Origin of the sequence: Cognatilysobacter lacus, from assembly GCF_008274655.1 — a bacterium.
Lineage (GTDB): Bacteria > Pseudomonadota > Gammaproteobacteria > Xanthomonadales > Xanthomonadaceae > Cognatilysobacter > Cognatilysobacter lacus.
The window spans coordinates 15055-36333 of sequence record NZ_VTRV01000008.1 but is presented as its reverse complement, the minus strand read 5'-3'; the positions used below and the strand labels follow the sequence as shown (position 1 = coordinate 36333).

The window sequence follows — 21279 nt, the reverse complement described above, 5'->3', positions numbered from 1 at the left end:
GACGCCTGGCTGGTCGTGCGGCTGGAGCCCACGGCCGTTGCGCGCGCGCTCGAGCTGCCCCGGCTGGCGCCGCGCGTGCTTCGGCTCGATCCTGCGCTCCCCATCGGCTATCCGCGCGACCTCGACCTGCTGGTCAACACGCTGCCGCCCGATCGTCATCGCGGTTATGCCGTGCAATGGTTCGGTCTGGGCGCCACGCTCATCGTGATCGCCCTCGTCCTCACGTTCCGCCGGAGCCGTCGATGACCGCCGATGCCTTGCCCGATGCGATCCGTCGCCGCAACCGCTTCACCCTGATCGCAATCGTGTTGCTGTTCCTGGGCACGATGCTCGTTGCCGGCGTGATGCGCTTCGCGGACATCCACCCGGCGGCGACGCGACAGAAGGGCGAGCTGCTGAACCCGTACACGGACCTGCGCGACGTGCACCTGCGCACCCTGGACGGCACGCCGTACGAATGGGCGCCCATCCATCGCACGTGGCGCATCGTTGCCGCGGCGCCCAACGTCTGCGACGACGCGTGTGCCCGCCGCGCGCACGACATCGGCGTGGTCTGGGAGATCCTCAACAAGGATGCGTCGCGCGTCGACGTGCTCTGGTGGTGCCCGACCGCCGCCGGCTGCAGCTGGCCGCGCGGGCTCGCCGCACCCAGCACGCTGCACGTGGTGGCGGCCGATCCGGCACGCCAGCGCCTGCCGCGGGTGGACGTGCCGGGCGGCGTACCGGTATACCTCGTTGATCCGAACGGCTTCGTCGTACTGCGTTATGCGCCGGGTGCCGATCTCGGCGACCTGCGCGCCGACCTCGTCCGCCTCCTGAAACTGCAGTGAGCGCCATGGGCAAACCCCGTACCGACGCGGTCCGCACGAGCTACCGCCATTTCCATCGCCTGGCGTGGCTCGCGGCGGCGCTTGCGTTCGGCGTGATCGTCTTCGGCGCGTTCGTGCGGCTGTCCAACGCCGGCCTTAGCTGCCCCGACTGGCCGACCTGCTACGGCCGCGCCGCATGGCCCACGCACGCAGGCGACGTCGCAAGCCACGCCGCCAACGCGATTCGCGTCGCGGACCCGAGCAAGGCCTGGCGCGAGCAGCTGCATCGCCATCTGGCGGCGTCGCTTGGAACGCTCGTGTTCGTGCTCGCGTTGCTGGCGGTGCGCCGTCGCAAGCACGGGCTGCTGCAGGTGCTCGCGGCCGGCGCTCTCGTCGGCGCATCGATCCCGCTGTACATGCACGCGCAGTACGGCATCGCCGCCGCGCTCGCGATCGCGGGCGAACTCATCCTGCTGGCGGGCGCGATCCGCTGGAACAACAGCGACCTCGCGCGCGTCGCCTGCCTCGCGCTGATGACGATCGTGTTCCAGGCGTTGCTGGGCATGTGGACAGTGACCTGGCTGCTCAAGCCGATCGTGGTTACGGGCCATCTCGTTGGTGGAATGACCACCTTCGCGCTGCTGCTGTGGATGGCCTGGCGCGCCACCGACCTGCCGATCCGACTCGCCGATGCGGCGTTGTTGCGACGGCTCGTCGCGGTCGCCCTGGTGTTGCTGGGGGTGCAGGTCGCGCTCGGCGGCTGGGTGAGCTCGAATTACGCCGCGCTGGCCTGCGGCAACGACTTCCCGACCTGCGTCGGCACCTGGACGCCGCCGGCGAATTTCCACGACGGTTTCGCCGTGATGCGGGGCGTCGGGGTCGACTACGAGGGCGGCGTGCTCGACGGTGCCTCGCGCATCGCGATCCACCTGGCCCATCGCATGTGGGCCGCGATCGTGTTCGTGTACCTGTTGTGGCTGTCGCTGCGCTTCCTGCGCATGCCGGGCATGCGCGGCTGGGGCACGCTGCTGGGCCTGCTCACGCTGTCGCAGGTGGCGCTCGGCATCGCCAACGTCAAGCTCGGCTTGCCGCTGCACGTGGCTGTTTCGCACAACGCAGGCGCCGCGCTGCTGCTCGCCACGCTGGTGACGCTGGCCGCGCGTATCCGCGAGCCGAATGTCTGATGCGCGCGCAGGGCCGCCGATGAGTTCGACGCCGCGCCAGTACTGGTCGCTCACCAAGCCGCGTGTCGTCGCGCTGATCGTGTTCACCGCGATCGTCGGCATGTTCCTCGCGGTGCCGGGACTGCCGCCGCTGAAGGAATCGGTGATCGGGTTCATCGGCATCTGGCTGGCGGCCTCGAGCGCGGCGGCGATCAACCAGCTGCTGGACTCGCGCATCGACGCCAAGATGGCGCGCACCTCGTGGCGACCGATCGTCGTGGGGCAGATCTCGCCCGCGCGTGCGCTGGCGTTCGCGCTCGCACTGGGCGCGTTGTCGATGATCCTGCTGGTGGCGTTCGTCAACACGATCACCGCGCTGCTGACCTTCGCCTCGTTGATCGGCTACGCGGTGGTCTACACCGTGTTCCTCAAGCGCGCGACCCCGCAGAACATCGTGATCGGCGGCATCGCCGGCGCCGCGCCGCCGTTGCTCGGCTGGTCGGCGGTGACGGGCATGCACGGCGATTGGGACTGGGCGCATGCGCTGCTGCTGGTGCTGATCATCTTCGTGTGGACGCCGCCGCATTTCTGGGCGCTGGCGATCTTCCGCCGCGACGACTACGCGCGTGCACTGGTGCCGATGCTGCCGGTGACGCACGGCGTGCAGTACACGCGCGTGCAGATCCTGATCTACACGGTGCTGCTGGTGGCGGTGAGCGTGCTGCCGTGGGTCGCCAACATGAGCGGGCTGTTCTATCTCGGCGGAGCACTGGTGCTGGGCATCGGTTTCCTCGTGCATGCATGGAAGCTGATGGATCCGCCCGACGAGCTGTACGCGATGAAGGTGTTCCGTTATTCCATCGTGTACCTGATGGCCCTGTTCGCGTTCCTGATGGTGGATCACTGGATCCTGCCGTGGCTCGCGCCGGCCGCTGCATCCGGGCTCGAACGGATCGGTTGATCGGTGGCCCTCGCGCGGCGCAAACCCGTGTTGCGCCTGATCGTCCGTCGCAGCCTGTCGGCGCTGCTCGCCTCGCTGCTGTGCACGGCCACGTTCGCCATGCCGGGCCGCGCCCACCAGTCACCGCCGCGGGCCACCGCGTGGGGCGGCGATTCGCGATCGATTGACCGCGCAGCGACGCAAGCGCTGCGGCTGGCGCGTGGCCACCGGCTAGTCATCCTTGGCGACCTGCACGGCACGCGCGAGATTCCGCTGCTCGTCGGCGACATGATCGATCGAACATCGCGACGCCAACCGGTGACGCTCGCACTGGAGATGCCGCGTAGCGAGCAACCCTCGCTCGATGCCGCGCTCGCCGCGCGCGATGCGGCCGTCGCGCGTCGACAGCTGTTGGACCGCCCGTGGTGGCGACGTGGCGACAACCAGCATGACGGTCGCCGAAGCGTCGACATGCTCGAGCTCATCGAGCGCCTCCGCACGCTCAGGCAGCAGGGTCGCGACGTTGCGCTGCTCGCCTATGACGTCGACGAAAGCGTCATGTCGTCGATAGCCAGCGCCGACGCGAGCGCGCGCGACGAGGCGATGGCCGCGCGCGTACGTCAGGCATGCCTCGACCTGCCGCGGCGTCGCATCGTGATGCTGACGGGCAACTTCCACGCCTTCCTGCGCATCCCGTCCTACATGGCGGCGCCGGCGGGCATCGTCACCGCCGGCATGCGCCTCGCCGACCTCGCACCGGCGTCGTTGCGCATCGGGGCCCTGCGCGGCCAGGGCTGGTTCTGCGTCGACAAGGCCTGCAAGGCGATCCCGGTCGGACCGGCGGGCGCACCGACGGAAGGCGAGTTCACTGGCGCGATCAGCCTGCCAGCGCTGCATGTAGGCCGACTGGTCACGTTGCCGATGCGCTGACAGCGCCGGAATTGCCCGAGCGGTGGCGTTCGCCACTCGCCCTTATCGGCCGAGTTGCGGCGTCGGCGTCGGCGTAGCGCCCGCCGGCGAAGCCCGAGTGCCCGACGCACGGGAAATCCGCCCATTGCGTCGCAGCCTGCGCACCGTCACCGCTGCGATACTGGCGCCCCGTTCCACACGAGCACACCCATGCGGCGACACCTGCTTGCCACGGCCCTTGCCAGCCTCGCCGCCCTGGCTGCGCATGCGCAGCAACCCACGCCCACCACCACCGTGATCAGCGCCGATCGCCTGCTCGACGTGCGCAGCGGCCGCTACATCGATCATCCGCAGGTGGTCGTGCAGGGCGAGCGCATCGTCTCGGTCGGCCACGCGGGTGACGCGTCGCCCGCGGGCGCCCGGCACGTCGACCTGCCAGGCATGACGCTGCTGCCCGGGCTGATCGACATGCATGTGCACCTGGACAGCGATCCCACCTATGGCGGGTACAACAACCTGCAGTTCGGCGACCGCTTCTGGTCGGTGATCCAGGTTCCGAACGCGCAGAAGACGCTGATGGCCGGCTTCACCACGGTGCGCAACGTGGGAAGCGACAACTGGGACGACGTCGGCCTGCGCCAGGCGATCGAGGAACACAAGATCTTGGGCCCGCGCGTGGTCACTGCGACGTACGCGATCGGGGCCACGGGCGGCCATTGCGATTCGACGTTCTTCCCGCCGTCGATGGACCAGAAGGGCCCGTACAACGTCGACAGCCCGGAGGAGGGCCGCAAGGTCGTCCGCACGCTGAAGAAATACGGCGCGCAGCTGATCAAGATCTGCGCCACCGGCGGCGTGTTTTCGCACGGCGACGAGCCCGGCGCGCAGCAGCTCACCTATGACGAAATGAAGGCGATCGCCGACGAGGCGCACATGGCTTCGCTGAAGGTGGCGGCGCATGCGCACGGCGCGCCGGGCATCAAGGACGCGATCCGCGCCGGCATCGACACCATCGAGCACGCGTCGCTCATCGACGACGAGGGCATCCGTCTCGCCAAGCAGCACGGCACGTGGCTGTCGATGGACATCTACAACACCGACTACACGCAGGCCGAGGGCAAGAAGAACGGCGTGCTCGAGGACAACCTGCGCAAGGATCGCGACATCAGCCAGGTCCAGCGCGACAACTTCCGCAAGGCCTTCAAGGCGGGCGTCGGCATGATCTTCGGCACCGACGCCGGCGTGTATCCGCATGGCGACAACGCACGGCAGTTCGCGGTGATGGTGAAGTACGGCATGACGCCGGTGCAGGCCATCCAGGCGGCGACGATCAATGCGTCGAAGGCGCTGGGCAACGACAAGGTCGGCGTGGTCGAGGCGGGCCGCTTCGCCGATCTCATCGCGGTGCCGGGCGATCCGACGCAGGACGTGCGCGTGCTCGAGAACGTTCCGTTCGTGATGAAGGGCGGCGACGTGGTCAAGGACGCGCGCTGACGTCCGCTTGGCGCCGGTTGCGGGGCGCGACCCGTGACCGCCGCGGCATGCGGATGGGACGATCGGTTTCAGCCGCGGGCATCGGGCGGGCGAGCGTCCGTCCCCAGACTGACCGCGCCGGCGCCACGTGCGCCACCGAGGATCCGTCATGACCGCTCCCGCTTTGTTCGTTTCGCACGGCTCGCCGATGTTCGCGGTCGAGCCCGGCCGCCTCGGCCCGGCGCTCGAGGCGCTCGGCCGCGGCCTGCGTGACGTGCGCGCGGTCGTTGTCGTCTCGCCCCACTGGCAGAGCCACGGCGTGCACGTGGGCGCCGCGGCGCAGCCCGACACCGTGCACGACTTCGGCGGCTTTCCCGACGCGCTCTACCGCCTGCGATATGACGCGCCGGGTTCGCCGGAGATTGCCGCCGAAGTGATCGACGTACTGCGCGACGCCGGTATCGAGGCCACGCCGGACGCCCTGCGTGGCCGCGACCACGGCGCCTGGGTGCCGTTGCGGTACCTGCGCCCGCAGGCCGACCTGCCGGTCGTGCAGGTGTCGCTTCCGCACGAGCTCGACGGCGCCGGTGCGCTGCGGCTCGGGAAGGCGCTGGCGCCGCTGCGCGAGCGCGGCGTGCTGGTGGTCGGCTCTGGCAGCCTCACCCACAACCTGTTCGAGTTCCGCGCCACCGTGCACGACCCCGAATACGCACAGGCCTTCGCGGACTGGGTGCGCGAGGCGGTGCTACGGCGCGATGTCGACGCGCTGGTCGACTACCGCGCGCGCGCACCGCACGCCGTGCGCGCACACCCGACCGAAGAGCATTTCCTGCCGCTCCTCGTTGCGCTGGCGGCCGCCGGCTCGGACGCGCCGCACTGGATCGAGGGCGGCATGACCTACGGCACGCTGTCGATGGATTCCTGCGCCTGGGGCCACGCCTAGCCCGCCACACGGCGCGACCACGCCCAAGCGGCTATGGTCGCGCCATGGCTTTCGACCGACTGCTCTCGCGCGACAGCGACACCCGCCTGCGCCTTCAGCGCCAGCTGATGGGTGCAGGCAGCTACATGATGTTCCTGCTGCCCGGCGCGCTCGCCGTGCGCTGGGGCTGGACCGACTTCGGCTATCCGGGGCTGTGCGCGCTGTCGGGCGTGGCGATCGCGGTGAACGCGGTCTTCTTCATTGCGATCCGCAGCGGCTACAGCCGCCGCTTCGCGGACGCGGCGCTGCTGGTGCCGCAGATACTCGTCGCGCTCGCGCTCGCCATCACCACGCTGCACTTCATGCGCAGCGAAGCACGCAGCATCATGTTGATGCTGTTCGTCGCCATGTTCTTCTTCGGGCTGTTCGGCCTGACCACGCGCCAATTCCTGCGGCTGTCCGCGCTCGCGGTGCTGTCCTACGCGGCGCTGATCGCCGCCGAATTCCAAGGCCTCGCATTGCACACGCCCGCGTTCCGGATGGAACTGCTGCGCCTGGTGTCGCTGCTGATGATCACCGTGTGGCTGTCCTTCATCGGCGGCTACTTCGCGAGCCTGCGCCAGAAGCTCGCCGACCGCCGCGATGCCCTGCGCGACGCGCTGGCACAGGTGAAGGAACTCTCCGAGCGTGATGAACTCACCGGCGTGCATAACCGCCGGCACCTGATGCGCGCGCTGGAACGCGAACGGCAGCGGGCACTGCGCGTGGACGCGCCGTTCAGCATCGCGATTCTCGATTTGGACCGCTTCAAGCAGTTCAACGACGCGCACGGCCATCAGGTCGGCGATGAAATCCTCGGCGAGTTCTGCGCGTGCGTGCAGCAATGTGCGCGCGAGCTCGACGTGCTGGCGCGCGAGGACATCGACGAAGCCTTCGGGCGCTACGGCGGCGAGGAATTCGTGATGCTCCTGCCGCATACGCCACTGGACGGCGCGATGCTGTGCTTGGAGCGCATCCGGGCCACGGTGGAAGCCACGCCGCTGCGCACCAGTGCGGGCGGGCTCCGCACGACGTTCTCGGCGGGCGTCGCCGAGTTCCACCCGGGCGAGAGCAGTGCGCACCTGCTCGCCCGTGCCGATGCCGCGATGTACCGCGCAAAGCACGAAGGCCGCAACCGCGTGCTTTCGGCCACCGCGCGCACGCTCACCGATCCGCCGCAGCCGCAGCGTTCGACCGAGAACTAGGAGGCGCGCTGCAGCAGCGCCTTCAGTTCGTCTTTCTCGGCGTCGGTCATGCCGCCGTAGCCGAGTTCGGTGAGCTTCGCTTTCAGCTCGTCCCGACGTTGTTCAAGCGCGGCGCGATCGAGCTGGCGGACGTTGTCCAGCAGTTCGGCGCGCCAGTTCTCGTCGATACCGGGAAGTGACTGCACCGCGAGTTTCTGCAACGGTTCGTGCTCCTCGCGACCTTCGAAATGATCGACCAGCGCGGCGGCGCCGATGTCGGGTCGCGCGTGGATCAGCTCGACCAGTTCGACGAGTAGCGGAATGCCGGGCTGGTTCAATGCGGCGAAGCCCGGCTCGGTGGGGATATCCAGCGCGAGTGACGGCTTGTGCAGCAGGCTCAGGATCGCGCTGCGCACCAGGCTGCGTTTCGGCGGCGGCGCATTGCGACCGGGCGCGCGCGCGCGTTGTGCCGGCACATGCGTCTCGGCCGGGGCATTGCGCGCGCCGACGCCGGTGAGCTCGGTCAGGCGCTGGCGCATCAGGTCGGCGAACGCGCCGTCGGGAATCTGGGCGAGCAGCGGCTTCGCGCGTTCGGCGAGCCGGCCCTTGCCTTCGAGTGTCGACAGGTTGACGCCGTCGGCCAGCGTGTCGAACAGGAACTGCGAGAGCGGCGTCGCGTCGTGCAGGCGCGCCTCGAAGCCCTCGCGGCCTTCGCCGCGCACGATGCTGTCGGGATCCTCGCCTTCGGGCAGGAACAGGAAGAACGCCTGGCGCCCGTCCTTCATGCGCGGCAGCACCGATTCCACCGCCTTCCACGCCGCGCCGCGGCCCGCGCGGTCGCCGTCGAAACAGAAGAACACGTCGGGCGCGTTGCGGAACAGCAGCTCCGCATGGTCGGACGTCGTCGCGGTGCCGAGCGTGGCGACCGCCTGCGTCACGCCGTGCTGGAACAGCGCCACGACATCCATGTAGCCCTCGACCACGACCAGGCGCTCGATCTTCGCGTTCGCTTGCCGCACCTGCCACAGCCCGTACAGCTCGCGGCCCTTGTGGAACAGGCGCGTTTCCGGCGAGTTGAGGTATTTCGGGCCGTCGTCCTTGTCGATGACGCGGCCGCCGAACGCGATCGGCCGGCCGCGCCGATCGTGGATCGGGAACATCACGCGGTCGCGGAACTTGTCGTAGACGCGGCCGGAATCGTTTTTCGACAGCAGGCCGGCGCGCTCGAGCAGGCCGAGCCGGTTCGCGTCGCTGCCGAGCGCGTTCTTCAGTGCTTCGAAGCCATCGGGCGCGTAGCCGAGCGCGAACTGCGTGCGGATCGCGTCGGACACGCCGCGTCGGTCGAAATACTCGCGCGCCTTCGCGTGCGATGCGAGTTGCTGGCTGAAGAACTGCGTCGCCGTTTCCAGCATCGCGTAGAGATCCAGCAACTGCGGATCGGCGACGCGCTGCTGCGTGTCCTTGGGGACGTCCATGCCCACGCGCTTGGCGAGCTCGTCGACCGCGTCGAGGAATTCCAGGCGGTCGTACTGCATGACGAAGCTGATCGCGGTGCCGTGCGCCCCGCAGCCGAAGCAGTGATAGAACTGCTTGACCGGCGACACGGTGAAGCTCGGCGAGCGTTCGTCGTGGAACGGACAGCGCGCGGAAAACTCCTTGCCCTGGCGCTTGAGCGGCACGCGCGAACCCACCACCTCGACGATGTCGGTGCGGGCCAGCAGGTCGTCGATGAAAGCGTCAGGGATTCGGGCCATGCTCGTCGGTGGTACGGGTTCGACACGCGCGCGGTGCGGAAAGCACGTCGCGCGCGTGTCGGGGTCATTGCGGCGCGGTCGTCGACGACGCGTTGGCGATGTGGACCATCCCTCCGCAGCCGGGAGGCGCGGGCCACGCCCCCCAAGGCGGCGCGACGCGAACGCTAGGATGCCACGCGTCCGCACCCACGCCCGCCGACGGGGCTCACGCCGGCTTCGGCGGCGGGCCCAGGCGCTCGTCGATGGTGGCGGTCACTACCGCGCCGCCGAACAGGATCATCGCGGCGTAGTAGACCCAGAGCATCGCCAGCACCAGCGCCGCCATGCCGCCGTAGGCCGACGTCGTGCTCAGCCGCGCGAGGTACCACGCGATCGCGGCGCGGCCGGCCATGAACAGCACCGCCGTGAGGCCGCCGCCCGCGAACGCCAGCTTCCAGCGGACGCGGCGGTCGGGCAGGAAGTGGTACATGAACGCGAACGCGAACGCATAGACAAGCATGGCTGCGAGCGTGGCCGCCAACGTCTTGCCCTGTGCGAAGCGGCCCACCGCGAGGTCGAGCAAGGTCGTCAGTGTCATCGACACCACGAGCAGGAACACGAGTGCGAGCACCAGCCCGAACGACAGCAGGCGCTTCTGCACCCAGTCCCACAGCCCGGCCAGGGCGGTGGCGTCGGTGCGGAAGATGCGGTTGAGCGCTTCCTGCAGCTGCACGAAAACCGCGCTTGAACCGACAACGAGCAGCCCGAGGCTCCACCAGCCGGCCACCGAGCCGGTGTCGGAGCTCGCGGCCGCCTGGGCGAGCACGGTGCGCGCCACCGACTGCGCGGCCGGACCGACCAGTTGGCCGACCTGCGCGATCACCGCCGCCTGCGCCGCCGGGCTCGCGGCCGTCAGCCAGAGCAGCAGCAACATCAGCGGTGCGATCGCCAGCGCGGCGTAGAACGCGAGTGCCGCCGCCTGGGTGATGACGTCGGCATCGAGAAAACGCCGCAACAGCGCCATCGGCAGCGTGCCGATGTCGGCCTTGCGCACGATGTTGCGGACATTGGCGGGCGGCGGCGCGCCGTCGGCTTGGGTGATCGAGCCCTTCTCGGTCGGGTCGAGCTGCTTGGCCACGGGCGGCACCGAGGCAGGGCCGCCCATGGCGCTGCTGGCGTTCGACGCTGCGGCAGGACCCGACGGCTTGGTCCCGCGACCGCCGCGGGCGGCGTTGGCGTCCTTCGACGCAGCGGCGCCCGCGCCTGCAGGCTTGTCGGCCTTCGCGTCTTTCGCGGCCTTCGCAGGCCTGGCAGACGCAGAACTACCGCGTGCGGTGCCAGCCGGTTTCGAGCGCCGTGATGGAGTACGTGCCATGCGCAAAGCCTGCTGCAGCGGGCGTCATCGCAACGCGAGCGCCGCTTGCGGCGACGCGATCAAGGCGCCGGCCTCGCAGCAGGTGAAGCGTTCGGGCTCAGCCCAGCCGCGCCTTGACGCGCTTGGACACCAGGCCCATGTCGGCCTGCCCAGCGAGCTTGGGCTTCAGCACACCCATCAGCTTGCCGATGTCGGCTGCGCCTGCGGCGCCGGTTTCGGCGATCGCCGCGTCGATCGCCGCATCGATTTCCGCCTCGCCCATCTTGGCCGGCACGTAGCGCTCGATCACCACGATCTCGTCGCGCTCGATCTGCGCGAGGTCTTCGCGTTGGGCGGCCTCGTATTGCTGCACCGAATCGCGGCGCTGCTTCACCATCTTGTCGAGCACGGCAATCACCGCGGTGTCGTCGAGCTCGATTCGCTCGTCGACTTCGCGCTGCTTGATCGCCGCGTTGATCAGCCGGATCACCGCGAGCGATGCCTTGTCGCCGCCCTTCATGGCGGCCTTCATGTCGTCGACGAGTCGCTGCTTCAGGCTCATGGCCCGCTCCGGATGCATGAATTTGGCTGCCTAGGTTAACGCCTACGGCGACGGTGGCGCCGAGCGCCAGCCGCACAGCGACTGCGCCACCGCCACGAGTTCCGACGGCTGTACGGGCTTTGCGACGTGCATCTGGAAGCCATGTGCGAGCGCCTGCATGCGGTCTTCGGCGCGCGCATACGCCGTCAGCGCGACCGCCGGCACCGCGTCGCGGCCAGCGGCCTGCTCGGCCTCGCGCAGTGCGCGGATGAAGGCATAGCCATCCATGCCGGGCATGCCAATGTCGCTGATCACCAGGCCGGGCCCGCTGGCGTTCATGACTTCGAGCGCCGCCACGGCCGAGGCGCAAGCCGTGACGCGCGCACCATGCGCTTCGAGCACCGCGGCCAGCATCGCGCGCGAATCGGCATCGTCCTCGACCAATGCGATATGGCAGCCGGCGAGCGCGTCGGCGGTGGGCGCCGCCGGTGCGACCGCGGCACGCTCGTGGGCGCGCCGGTCATCGGCGGGCGTGGCGGCAGTGGTCGAGAACGGCAGCCGCACGGTGAACTGCGAACCGCTGCCCAGGCCTTCGCTCCACGCCTGCACGCTGCCACCGTGCATCTCCACCAGGTGCCGGACGATCGACAGGCCGAGCCCGAGGCCGCCGTGCTCGCGCGTCGAAGACGCGTCCACCTGGCTGAAACGCTCGAACACGTGCGGAAGGAAGTCGGGCGCGATGCCGCGACCGGAATCGCGCACGCGGATCTCCACGTTCTCGCGTCCGCGCGATACCTCGACATCCACGCGGCCGCCGCGGTCGGTGAACTTCACGGCATTGGTCACCAGGTTCCAGACCACCTGCTGCAGGCGATCCGGATCGGCCGCGAGCCGGCCCAGCTGCGGCGCCACGGACACCGAGAGTTCCACGTCGCGCGCGAGGGCCGCCGGGCGCACCGCATCGATCGCGGCCTCCACCGGTTGCGCGGGGTCGATGTCGCGCACGGCGAGGCGCAACTTGCCGCTGATGATGCGGGAGATGTCGAGCAGGTCGTCGATGATCTGCGCCTGCGCGCGCGCGTTGCGATCGATGGTGGCGACCGCCCGCTGCGTCATGTCCGGCGCCAGCCGGCCGGAGGCGAGCATTTCGCTCCAGCCCAGGATCGAGGTCAGCGGCGTTCGCAGTTCGTGCGAGATCATCGCCAGGAACTGGTCCTTGGTGCGGCTGGCGCGCACGGCTTCCTGGTACAGATGTTCCTTCTCCTGCGCCTCGGTCTGCAGGGCGCGGAACAGGCGCAGCCGACTCATGCCGACGGACGCGAGCGCGGCGATCGACTCGACCATGCGCGCGTGTTCGGCGCTGAACACACCGGGCCGATCGTGGCCGAAGAACAGGCCGCCGAGCACTTCCCCGCTGTCGGACTTCACCGGAACCGCGAGGAAGCTTCGAACTGGCGGATGGCCGGGCGGCATGCCGTGATGCGGCCCGACGTGGCCGTAGCGCGGATCCACCAGCACGTCCTCGATGCAGACGGTGCCCTCGCCGCGGAAGGTGGGACCGAACAGCGGCGTCGCGCGCGGGTGCCCGAACGCGGAGAAGCGCGAGGCGGGCAGGCCGGAGAGCGTGTACAGCATCAGGCTGCCGCCGCCACCGTCGTCCACGTTGTAGAAGAACGCGCCGAACTGCGCGCCGGCGAGTTGCGTGGCGGTGTCGGTCACCGCCTGCACCATCGGTGCGAGTTCCAGCTCCTGCAGCATCAGTTCCGAGAGCTGCCGGAACGCGACGTCCTCGTGGCCGCGCTGGCGCTCACGGCTGATGTCGCGCACTTCGAGCACCGTGCCGACCACCACGCCGTCGCGCCGGATCGGGCTCGCGGTGAAGGCGACCGGATAGAAGCGGCCGTCGCGATGCACGAACACCTCTTCGCCGCGCTCCTGCATGTTCTGCGGCGCGGCGCGATCGATCGGGCATTCGTCCAGCGGGTACGGCGTGCCATCCGGGCGCGTGTGATGGATGAGGCCGTGCAACGTCCTGCCCTGCACCTCCGCCAGCGAAAACCCCGTCAGCACCTCCGCCGAGGCGTTCATGTAGGTGCAGCGCTGGTGCTCGTCCATAACGAACAGCGCAACCGTCGCGTTTTCGCAGACGGCCTGCAGCTGGCCCAGGGGGGATACGAGGGAGGTCGATGACGTCATTGCGGCAGCCTGCCCCAGCGGCGGTATACGGGACGCATGCTAGCGCCGCTGGCTTGAAGTCATCGGTTCATGCGTTAGGCTAGCCACGTCGTGACAGCGGCACCGGGCGTCCAGGATCGGGCGCGACTGGCGGAAGGGAGGTCCGCATGCTCGCCAATCCCGCGCTCTATTCCCGTGGTCCGTACCGGGTGGTCGCACACAGCGCCGCCAACGGCCCGGCACGCTACGTGGTGCTCGACAGCGTTGACGCGTGGCTGCGCGACGACGCCAGCTTCGCGGCCGCCTGCGCGTGGGTCGACCGCCAGGTCGCCGAGGTCGAGGCGATGCCGCCCGGCCGCGCCCGCACGCCTTCGCGCTGAGGGCCCACGATGAACGGCAAACGCGCCTTCGCGCTGCTCGTATTCCTGCTCGTACCGGTTGCAGGCCTCTACTGCTCCGGGCGGCTGACCGCGATGTTCCTGGGCCTGCACGGTCCGGCGCCGCACTGGAATGTCTACCTCGACTACCTGCGCACCCTCGACCTGCCGCAGGTGCGACCGTACGCGGCGAAGATCCGCGCCGCCGGCTACGTCGGCTTCGGGCTGCCGCTGCTGGGCTATCTCGGCCTGGTCGCGCTTGCGATGCGCAGCCCGTCCAAATCGCTGCATGGCGATGCGCGCTTCGCCCATGCGGGCGACCTCGCCAAGCATCGGCTGTTCGAGGACGGGCCCACCAGTCTCGTCGTGGGCCGCTACAACGGGCGCCTGCTGCGGCTGCCGGGTCAGCAGTTCGCGATCCTCGCGGCGCCCACGCGCTCGGGCAAGGGCGTGGGCATCGTGATCCCGAACCTGCTTGAGTACCAGGATTCGGTGGTCGTGCTCGACATCAAGCAGGAGAACTTCGACCTGACGTCGGGTTGGCGCAAGTCGCAGGGCCACGAGGTGTTCCTGTTCAATCCGTTTGCCGAGGACCGCCGTACCCATCGCTGGAACCCGCTCGGCTACGTCTCCGACGATCCGGCGTTCCGCGTGTCGGACGTGATGGGCATCGCCGCCATGCTGTATCCGGACGGCGCAGACGAGCAGAAGTTCTGGGTGAGCCAGGGCCGCAACGCATTCCTGGCCTTCGCGCTGTATCTGTTCGACAAGTACCACCACGAACGCGCCTGCGGCTTTCCGGGCGCGACGGTTCCCACGCTGGGCGCGGTGTACCGGCTTTCGTCCGGGACGGGCACAGACCTGCGCGCCTATCTGCAGGTGCTGTCGCAGCAGGGGTTCCTGTCCGACGCCGCGCGCATGGCGTTTTCGACGCTGCTTTCGCAAGCGGACGAGACGTTTGCCTCGATCATCGGCACGTTCAAGGAGCCGCTGAACGCATGGGTCAACCCCGTGCTCGACGCGGCCACCAGCGCCGACGATTTCATGCTCACCGACGTGCGCAAAAAGCGCATGACCATCTATGTCGGGATCCAGCCCAACAAGCTCGCCGAGAGCCGGCTGATCCTCAACCTGTTTTTCAGCCAGCTGATCAATCTCAACACGCGCGAACTTCCGCAAAACAACCCGGCACTCAAGCACCAGTGCCTGCTGCTGATGGATGAGTTCACGGCGATCGGCCGCATCGACATCATCGCCAGCGCGGTCGCTTACATGGCCGGCTACAACCTGCGCCTGCTGCCGATCATCCAGAGCATGGCGCAGCTCGACGCGACGTACGGCCGCGAGCTCGCACGCACGCTGGTGACCAACCACGCGCTGCAGATCCTCTACGCGCCGCGCGAGCAGCAGGACGCGAATGACTATTCGGAGATGCTGGGCTACACGACGGTGCGACGGCAGAACGTCACGCGCGGTCGCGAAGTCTCGCGCAGCGAATCGGAAGAGCGCCGGGCACTGATGCTCCCGCAGGAGCTGAAGGCGATGGGCCCCGAGCGCGAAGTCGTGATGTACGAGGGCATCGCACATCCGGTGATGTGCGAGAAGATCCGCTACTACCAGGACAAGCGATACACGGCGCGCCTTTTGCCGAAGACGAGCGTACCGACGCTTCAGCTCGGCCAGGCACGCGCGGTTGACGCGCAGGAGCGGGTTTCGATAACGTAGCGGCCGGGCGCAAAGCCCGCCGGTGCGGATGCTCCGGCCCCGCTCGGGGGAGCACGGCGTCAGCGCGCCGGTCATGGAGCAAGTCTTACAGGGGCGTTTTACAGGGACACGTTTCAGGCCGGCAGGACGCCGCAATCGCGAAGCCCTGCCATTTCTTCAGACCACCATCGACCCCGCACGCCCTGCGGCGCGGGGCGATGCGTTCACGCGTACCGGTGAGCCGTGAAATCGCTTTTCCAAATCGTTCGACCCGTCGTCGCCACGTCGCTCGTGCTGCTGGCGGCCTGCGCCTCGCCGCCCGCGCCCAAAGTCACCGGGCGCTGGACGCCGGTCAATCACTACGGCGACCAGCCGCAGGTGATTCCGCTGCGCCCGGCCTATGTCTATTACGTGGCGCCGGTCGATCGCACGCTCAAGGGCCTGCTCGAGCGCTGGGCGCGCGACAGCCGGATGACGCTCGACTACCGCCACGACTCCGACTTCACGCTGTACCGCCCCGTTGCCGACGTGCACGCCGACGACCTGCACGCGGCCGTGGGCGCCCTCGTCGCCCTCTACGCGGCGCAGCAGGTCGCGATCGACGTCGAAGGCGATCGCATCGTCGTCCGTCGCGCCGTTGTCGCGCCCACCGCCACCACGCACTGACGCCATGAAAACGCGAACGAAATCCGAGAGCAGCCGCGTGGAACATGCGGTCGGCCGCGCGGTGAACTACGAGTTGACCGTTGCCGACCAGGCGCGCCGCAGCGAACGCCGCGCGTGGTGGGTAGCCGCCACGTCCTGCCTCGTGTCGCTGATCCTCGCCGGCGGCTACTTCTACTTCCTGCCGCTCAAGGAAAAGGTGCCGTACCTGGTGATGGCTGATGCCTACACCGGCACCGCCACGGTTGCGCGCCTTGACGGCAACTGGGGCCAGCAGGACATCACCATCAGCGAGGCCGTCAACAAGAGCAACGTCGCGCACTTCGTCACCGCGCGCGAGTCCTACGACATCGCCCTGATGCGCCTGCGCGACTGGACGACGGTGTACACGATGTCCGCCCCGAGCGTTGCCGCCGGCTACACGGCGCTGCACGGCAAGGACAATCCCGCACGTCCGTACAACACGTACGGCGACAAGGCGGCGATCCGCGTCAAGATCCTCAGCATCACGCTGATCAACGATGCCAGCGGGCGTCCGACTGGCGCGACGGTTCGCTTCCAGCGCACGCTTTACGACAAGAGCACCGGCCGCACCGCACCTCTCGACAGCAAGATCGCCACGCTCGCGTTCACCTACAAGGCGAACCTGGCGATGGACGAGAAGTACCGCATCGAGAATCCGCTCGGCTTCCAGGTCACGACCTACCGCGTCGACAACGACTACGCCGAATCGCCGCCGGTCGAGCCTGAAATCCCGGCGTTTTCGATGCCGGACGTGGCCGAGGGCACCGCACCGACCCCCGTTTCCGACGGCGCGGCCACGCTGCCGCCGGCGGCGACGACCCCCGCGACCACTGCGACAGCGGCCCCTGCGACGACCGCGTCCGCAGCCGCCAGCACCGGAGCGAAAGTCCGATGAACCGTTTCAATGCGCACGCCCTCGCCGGACTGCTCGGCCTGCTGCTGGCAAGCGTGTCTTCCGTCGCCTGCGCCCAGGCCGTGCAGGAATACGACTATGTCGAGAACCGCATCTATCCGGTGCGCACCGGACTCGGCATTGCCACGCAGATCGAACTCTCGCCGAGCGAGAACGTCATCGACTACAGCACGGGGTTCTCGAACGGCTGGGACATCAGCCGTCGCGACAACGTCTTCTACGTGAAGCCGAAGAACGTCGACGTCGACACCAACCTGCTGATCCGCACGGAAACCCATTCCTACATCCTGGAGCTGCGCGTCGTCGCCACCAACTGGAAGGCGCTCGACCAGGCGAAGGATGCCGGCGTGCAATACAAGGTGCGTTTCCACTATCCCAACGACGCCAAGTTCAAGAACGAGGCCGCCCAGAAGGCGCCTGAGCTGAGCGTCGCGCTCGATAGCACCCGGGCCTACAACTTCGACTACGAGTACAGCACGCGCACGAAGTTCAAGGCGCTGGTGCCGGTCAACGTGTACGACGACGGACAGTTCACCTATATCCAGCTCGGCGACATGACGCCGTTCCCGACGGGCTCGTTCCCCGCGGTATTCGGCAGCGAGAAGGACAACGGTGACGAATTCGTCGTCAACACGACGGTGCAGGGCAACACCATCGTCGTGCACGGCACTTACCGCTATCTCGTCATCCGCCACGGCAACGACGTGGTCGGCCTCCGCAGGAACCCGCACTCGTGACCCAGACCGTGAGCAATCCCTACGAGCAGGATGCCGTTGCCGAGATGCCAGCGGACGCAATGGCAAACCCGTACATGCACGCGCGCCATGCGGCGGCGCCGGACCTCGATGCCGCCGCGCCGTCGCTGCGCAGCGAGGAGCAGCAGCGTGTCAATCGCAAGGCACTGATGTTCCTCGGCGGAATCATCCTCCTGCTCGCGATCATGGCCATCCTCGTGTTCAAGGGCACGGGGACGAAGGCCGATGCCGCCAAACCGGCGGACGAGCAGGTAAGCATTCCGACGCTCAGCGACAGCAGCGCGCCTCCTCTTCCGCAGACACGGGCGGTCGCGCAGCCGATCGACGTGCAGCCGACGCAGGAGACCTCGCTTCCGCCGTTGCCGCCCCAACCGGCGTACGCCAATACGATGCCGTCCGCGGCGCCGGGACTCGATCCCCCGATGCAGCAGCAGGGCCACGTGCCGACGCTGCTGGAGCGCCGCACGGGCGCGCAGCAGGATCCGATGGCGGCGGCTGGTGGCTCACCGCCGAACGCATATGCGCAGGCCGTTGCGATGACCCAAGCGGCGCTCGCGGGCCAGGGCGGCGCACAGAAACACGATGACGTTGACGGCGCCACTGGCGATGCGGCGACCAGGGCGACCAGCGCGCGCGGACTGCGCAAACCCGACGCGCTGCTCGTGCGCGGCACCATGCTCCGCTGCGTGCTGGAGACGCGGATCATCAGCGAGGCCGACGGCTTCACCTCCTGCATCCTCACCGAGCCGGTGTACTCCATCAACGGCCGCAGCCTGCTCTTGCCTCGCGGGTCGAAGATATACGGTACCTACAAGGCGCGCCCTAAAGGCAATCGCATCGAAGTGGTGTGGGACCGCGTCACCACGCCCAACGGCATCGACGTCAACATGGCGAGCCCGGGCGTTGACCCGCTCGGCAGCGCCGGCTATGCCGGCATGCTCGACTCGCACTGGGGAACGCGCATCACGTCCGCGGTGATGATCAGCCTGCTGAGCGACGCCTTCAAGTACGCAGCCGCGGAGAACGGGCCGTCGACGGCCACAGTGAGCCAGGGCGTCGTCATCCAGTCTCCGTACGAGAGCAACACGGCGCGCACGCTCGATCGACTCGCGCACCAGGCCGCGGACGAAGCGATGTCGCGGCCGCCGACCGTCACCATCAACCAGGGCAGCCTCGTCAGCGTCTACATCGCGCGCGACGTCGATTTCTCCGAGGTGCTCGGGCGCTGAGCCCGGCGTACCCCCGTGAGCGACGCAGATGCCCCGCTGGCGCGGATCGCCGACGACTTCCTGTCGTACCAGTACGAAGTGCTCGGCATACGCGAGCACATGGCCTCAGCGGACGTCACCGAGATCTGCATCAACCGCCCAGGCGAGATATGGGTCGAGGCGAGCGGTGGCTGGCGCTGCATCGAGGTGCCGTCGCTGACCTTCGAGCGCGCGCGCCAGTTCTGCACGGCCGTCGTAAACGAAAGCAATACGGGCCAGCGAATTACGGACACGGATCCTGTCGTCTCGCTGACGTTTCCGACCGGGCAACGCGCGCAGTTCGTGATTCCGCCGGCCTGCGATGCCGGGAAGGTGTCCATCACCATCCGGCTGCCGTCGCGCCATACCAAGACGCTCGCGCAATACCAGCAGGACGGGTTCTTCGAACAGATCCTGGAACAGGGCGCCGGCCTCGCCGAGCACGACAAGGAGCTGATCGAGTTGCGGGCGCAACGCGACTACGCGGGCTTCTTCCGCAAGGCGGTGCTGTTCAAGAAGAACATCGTTGTCGCCGGCGCCACCGGTAGCGGCAAGACGACCTTCATGAAGTCGCTGGTCAATCACATCCCGTCCGAGGAGCGGCTCGTCACGATCGAGGACGCGCGCGAACTGTTCATCGAGCAGCCCAACGTCGTGCACCTGCTGTACTCGAAGGGCGGGCAGAGCACCAGCAACGTGACGGCCAAGAGCTGCATGGAGGCCTGCCTGCGCATGAAGCCCGACCGGATCATCCTTGCGGAGCTGCGCGGCGACGAGTCGTTCTATTTCATCCGTAACTGCGCATCGGGTCATCCCGGATCGATTACCAGCTGCCACGCCGGCAGCACCGCGCAGACGTGGGACCAGCTTGCGCTCATGGTCAAGGCGTCCAGCGAAGGCTCCGGCCTCGAGTTCGCGGTGATCAAGCGGCTCCTGATGATGACCATCGACATCCTCGTGCATATCAAGGCGCATGCGGGGCGCCGCTACATCACCGGTATCGATTTCGATCCAGAGCGGGCACTCGCCCACTAGAAACATGCTTGAAACGGGCATTGACAATACGCGCTGGCGCATGAGTCAATCTCGCGGACTTCCGTGCCGAAAGGGCTCGGGGGCAAATGGAGATGCACCGAATGGACTCGCCCCGGCAGTCCATCCGCGTGTGTGATGGAAGGAACCGGGGAGAATTGCGTTGTTGCCTGGCATGGAGCTGATGGGCTGTCACGATCTGGCGGTCCCCGCCGACGTGATGCACCACGTCGTCAGCGTCGAATCCTCGTTCAATCCGTACGCTATCGGCGTGGTCGGTGGGCGCCTCGCGCGCCAGCCCGGCAACCTGCCCGAGGCGCTCGCCACCGCGCGCATGCTGGAAAGCCGCGGTTACAACTTTTCCCTGGGCCTCGCGCAGGTCAATCGGTACAACCTCGCCCGATACGGGCTGGCCTCCTATGAGCAGGCGTTCCAGGCGTGCCCGAACCTGCAGGCCGGGTCGCGCATCCTTGCCGACTGCCATCAGCGCTCGGGGCGCGACTGGGGCAAATCCTTCAGCTGCTACTACTCCGGCAACTTCGTAACCGGGTTCCGCCAGGGTTACGTCCAGAAGATCTACGCCTCGATGAGGCGCTCGGCTGCGCCTTCGTTCCCGGGCGCGATCAGCGTCTATGGGTCGCCGTCGCGTCGCGTGGTGTCGGTGAGCCGCTATCCGCTGTCAGCGACGCCGACCGCGCTCGCCCCTTCGCGCGTCGAGGCCCTCACGCCAGCTGCAACGCCCACGCTGGGAAACGACACGCCGCGCCCCGCCAACGCACCCGGTGCCGATGCGCCGCCCGCGCCGGCGGCTTACGACGCCGACGCGCTCGTCGTGCTGCGGCCCGCTGGCGAAGCGCCGCGCGTCGTCGGGGCGGGCAGCGTCGATATCGCGCCGCCAGGCACTGCCGCCGACCTCCCGCCGCGCGACACCGCTTTTGTCTTTTGACCCGCCCGGCGGTAACGCCGCCGTAATCCGCAACGACCAGGAGCTCCACATGAAGTCCAAGACGTTCAAGTCCGCCGTGTCCTCGATGCTCACCGGCGCCGTGCTCGCGCCCAGCCTGGCGCTCGCGCAGGCCACCGGCGGCGGCGGCGACTTCAGCGAGACCGGCAGCAGCGTCAGCAAGTTCTTCCAGAACGTCAACGGCCTGCTGAACCTCGCATCCATCTCCGTGGTGACGATCGCCGTGATTTTCGCCGGCTACCAGATCGCGTTCGCGCACAAGCGCATCGCGGACGTCGCGCCGATCCTGATCGGCGGCTTCCTGATCGGCGCGGCCGCGCAGGTCGCCAAGATGCTGATTGGCGGCACCTGATCGGCT

21 protein-coding genes are annotated in these 21279 nt (G+C 68.3%); 17 read left to right on the top strand and 4 right to left on the bottom strand.

Features of this window, described 5'->3' with window-relative positions; genetic code table 11:
- From FW784_RS01640 to FW784_RS01605, 8 genes are all read left to right on the top strand, one after another.
- A partial coding sequence (locus FW784_RS01640) for an SURF1 family cytochrome oxidase biogenesis protein (protein WP_328592701.1) occupies positions 1-246 on the top strand: 246 nt, incomplete at its 5' end.
- Entirely contained in the window at positions 243-830 is a 588-nt protein-coding gene (locus tag FW784_RS01635; protein ID WP_149351614.1) for a hypothetical protein, read from the top strand. The genes FW784_RS01640 and FW784_RS01635, both read left to right, overlap by 4 nt.
- A gap of 5 nt (positions 831-835) precedes the next feature.
- A complete protein-coding gene (locus FW784_RS01630; RefSeq protein WP_149351616.1) occupies positions 836-1993 on the top strand; it encodes a COX15/CtaA family protein in 1158 nt (385 codons plus the stop codon).
- Between the two features lie 19 nt (positions 1994-2012).
- Complete coding sequence (locus tag FW784_RS01625; RefSeq protein ID WP_149351613.1) at positions 2013-2933, top strand: heme o synthase; 921 nt, start codon at positions 2013-2015, stop codon at positions 2931-2933.
- Positions 2934-2936: 3 nt separating this feature from the next.
- Positions 2937-3842: a TraB/GumN family protein gene (locus tag FW784_RS01620; RefSeq protein ID WP_149351612.1), complete on the top strand. Its 906-nt coding sequence runs from the start codon at positions 2937-2939 to the stop codon at positions 3840-3842.
- A gap of 189 nt (positions 3843-4031) precedes the next feature.
- Positions 4032-5315, top strand: coding sequence for a Xaa-Pro dipeptidase (locus FW784_RS01615; RefSeq protein WP_149351611.1), 1284 nt, complete (start codon positions 4032-4034; stop codon positions 5313-5315).
- A gap of 148 nt (positions 5316-5463) precedes the next feature.
- The gene (locus tag FW784_RS01610; protein WP_149351610.1) at positions 5464-6237 is read left to right on the top strand and encodes a DODA-type extradiol aromatic ring-opening family dioxygenase; all 774 of its coding nucleotides are present in this window, start codon (positions 5464-5466) and stop codon (positions 6235-6237) included.
- Positions 6238-6281: 44 nt separating this feature from the next.
- The gene (locus FW784_RS01605; RefSeq protein ID WP_149351609.1) at positions 6282-7460 is read left to right on the top strand and encodes a GGDEF domain-containing protein; all 1179 of its coding nucleotides are present in this window, start codon (positions 6282-6284) and stop codon (positions 7458-7460) included.
- On the opposite strand, the gene dnaG is transcribed toward FW784_RS01605, so the two are convergent.
- From dnaG to FW784_RS01585, 4 genes are all read right to left on the bottom strand, one after another.
- Complete coding sequence (dnaG, locus tag FW784_RS01600; RefSeq protein WP_149351608.1) at positions 7457-9193, bottom strand: DNA primase; 1737 nt, start codon at positions 9191-9193, stop codon at positions 7457-7459. The two genes, FW784_RS01605 and dnaG, sit on opposite strands and share 4 nt — an antisense overlap.
- A gap of 205 nt (positions 9194-9398) precedes the next feature.
- Positions 9399-10337 (bottom strand): YihY/virulence factor BrkB family protein, encoded by a 939-nt coding sequence (locus FW784_RS01595; protein WP_425481562.1) that lies wholly within the window; start codon positions 10335-10337, stop codon positions 9399-9401.
- 307 nt (positions 10338-10644) lie between these two features.
- A complete protein-coding gene (locus FW784_RS01590; RefSeq protein WP_149351606.1) occupies positions 10645-11088 on the bottom strand; it encodes a GatB/YqeY domain-containing protein in 444 nt (147 codons plus the stop codon).
- A 42-nt stretch (positions 11089-11130) separates the two neighbouring features.
- Positions 11131-13263 carry a hybrid sensor histidine kinase/response regulator gene (locus tag FW784_RS01585; protein ID WP_149351605.1) on the bottom strand — a complete coding sequence of 711 codons (2133 nt, stop codon included), beginning with the start codon at positions 13261-13263 and terminating at the stop codon, positions 11131-11133.
- A gap of 146 nt (positions 13264-13409) precedes the next feature.
- On the opposite strand from FW784_RS01585, the gene FW784_RS01580 reads away from it, so the two are divergent.
- The 9 genes from FW784_RS01580 (at position 13410) to FW784_RS01540 (ending at position 21273) form a co-directional block, all read left to right on the top strand.
- Positions 13410-13622, top strand: coding sequence for a hypothetical protein (locus FW784_RS01580; protein ID WP_149351604.1), 213 nt, complete (start codon positions 13410-13412; stop codon positions 13620-13622).
- Between the two features lie 9 nt (positions 13623-13631).
- The gene (locus tag FW784_RS01575) at positions 13632-15344 is read left to right on the top strand and encodes a type IV secretory system conjugative DNA transfer family protein (protein WP_149351603.1); all 1713 of its coding nucleotides are present in this window, start codon (positions 13632-13634) and stop codon (positions 15342-15344) included.
- 222 nt (positions 15345-15566) lie between these two features.
- Positions 15567-15989: a hypothetical protein gene (locus FW784_RS01570; RefSeq protein ID WP_149351602.1), complete on the top strand. Its 423-nt coding sequence runs from the start codon at positions 15567-15569 to the stop codon at positions 15987-15989.
- Between the two features lie 4 nt (positions 15990-15993).
- Entirely contained in the window at positions 15994-16905 is a 912-nt protein-coding gene (locus FW784_RS01565; RefSeq protein ID WP_149351601.1) for a VirB8 family type IV secretion system protein, read from the top strand.
- Positions 16902-17660, top strand: a complete 759-nt coding sequence (locus FW784_RS01560; protein ID WP_149351600.1) for a TrbG/VirB9 family P-type conjugative transfer protein — start codon at positions 16902-16904, stop codon at positions 17658-17660. Before FW784_RS01565 ends, FW784_RS01560 begins: the two co-directional genes overlap by 4 nt.
- Entirely contained in the window at positions 17657-18907 is a 1251-nt protein-coding gene (locus FW784_RS01555; RefSeq protein ID WP_235893531.1) for a TrbI/VirB10 family protein, read from the top strand. Before FW784_RS01560 ends, FW784_RS01555 begins: the two co-directional genes overlap by 4 nt.
- Before the next feature lie 15 nt (positions 18908-18922).
- Positions 18923-19960 (top strand): P-type DNA transfer ATPase VirB11, encoded by a 1038-nt coding sequence (gene virB11 / locus FW784_RS01550; RefSeq protein WP_149351599.1) that lies wholly within the window; start codon positions 18923-18925, stop codon positions 19958-19960.
- 172 nt (positions 19961-20132) lie between these two features.
- Positions 20133-20903 (top strand): lytic transglycosylase domain-containing protein, encoded by a 771-nt coding sequence (locus tag FW784_RS14845; protein ID WP_187770631.1) that lies wholly within the window; start codon positions 20133-20135, stop codon positions 20901-20903.
- Positions 20904-20952: 49 nt separating this feature from the next.
- Positions 20953-21273, top strand: coding sequence for a TrbC/VirB2 family protein (locus tag FW784_RS01540; RefSeq protein ID WP_149351597.1), 321 nt, complete (start codon positions 20953-20955; stop codon positions 21271-21273).
- Positions 21274-21279 lie beyond the last annotated feature (6 nt).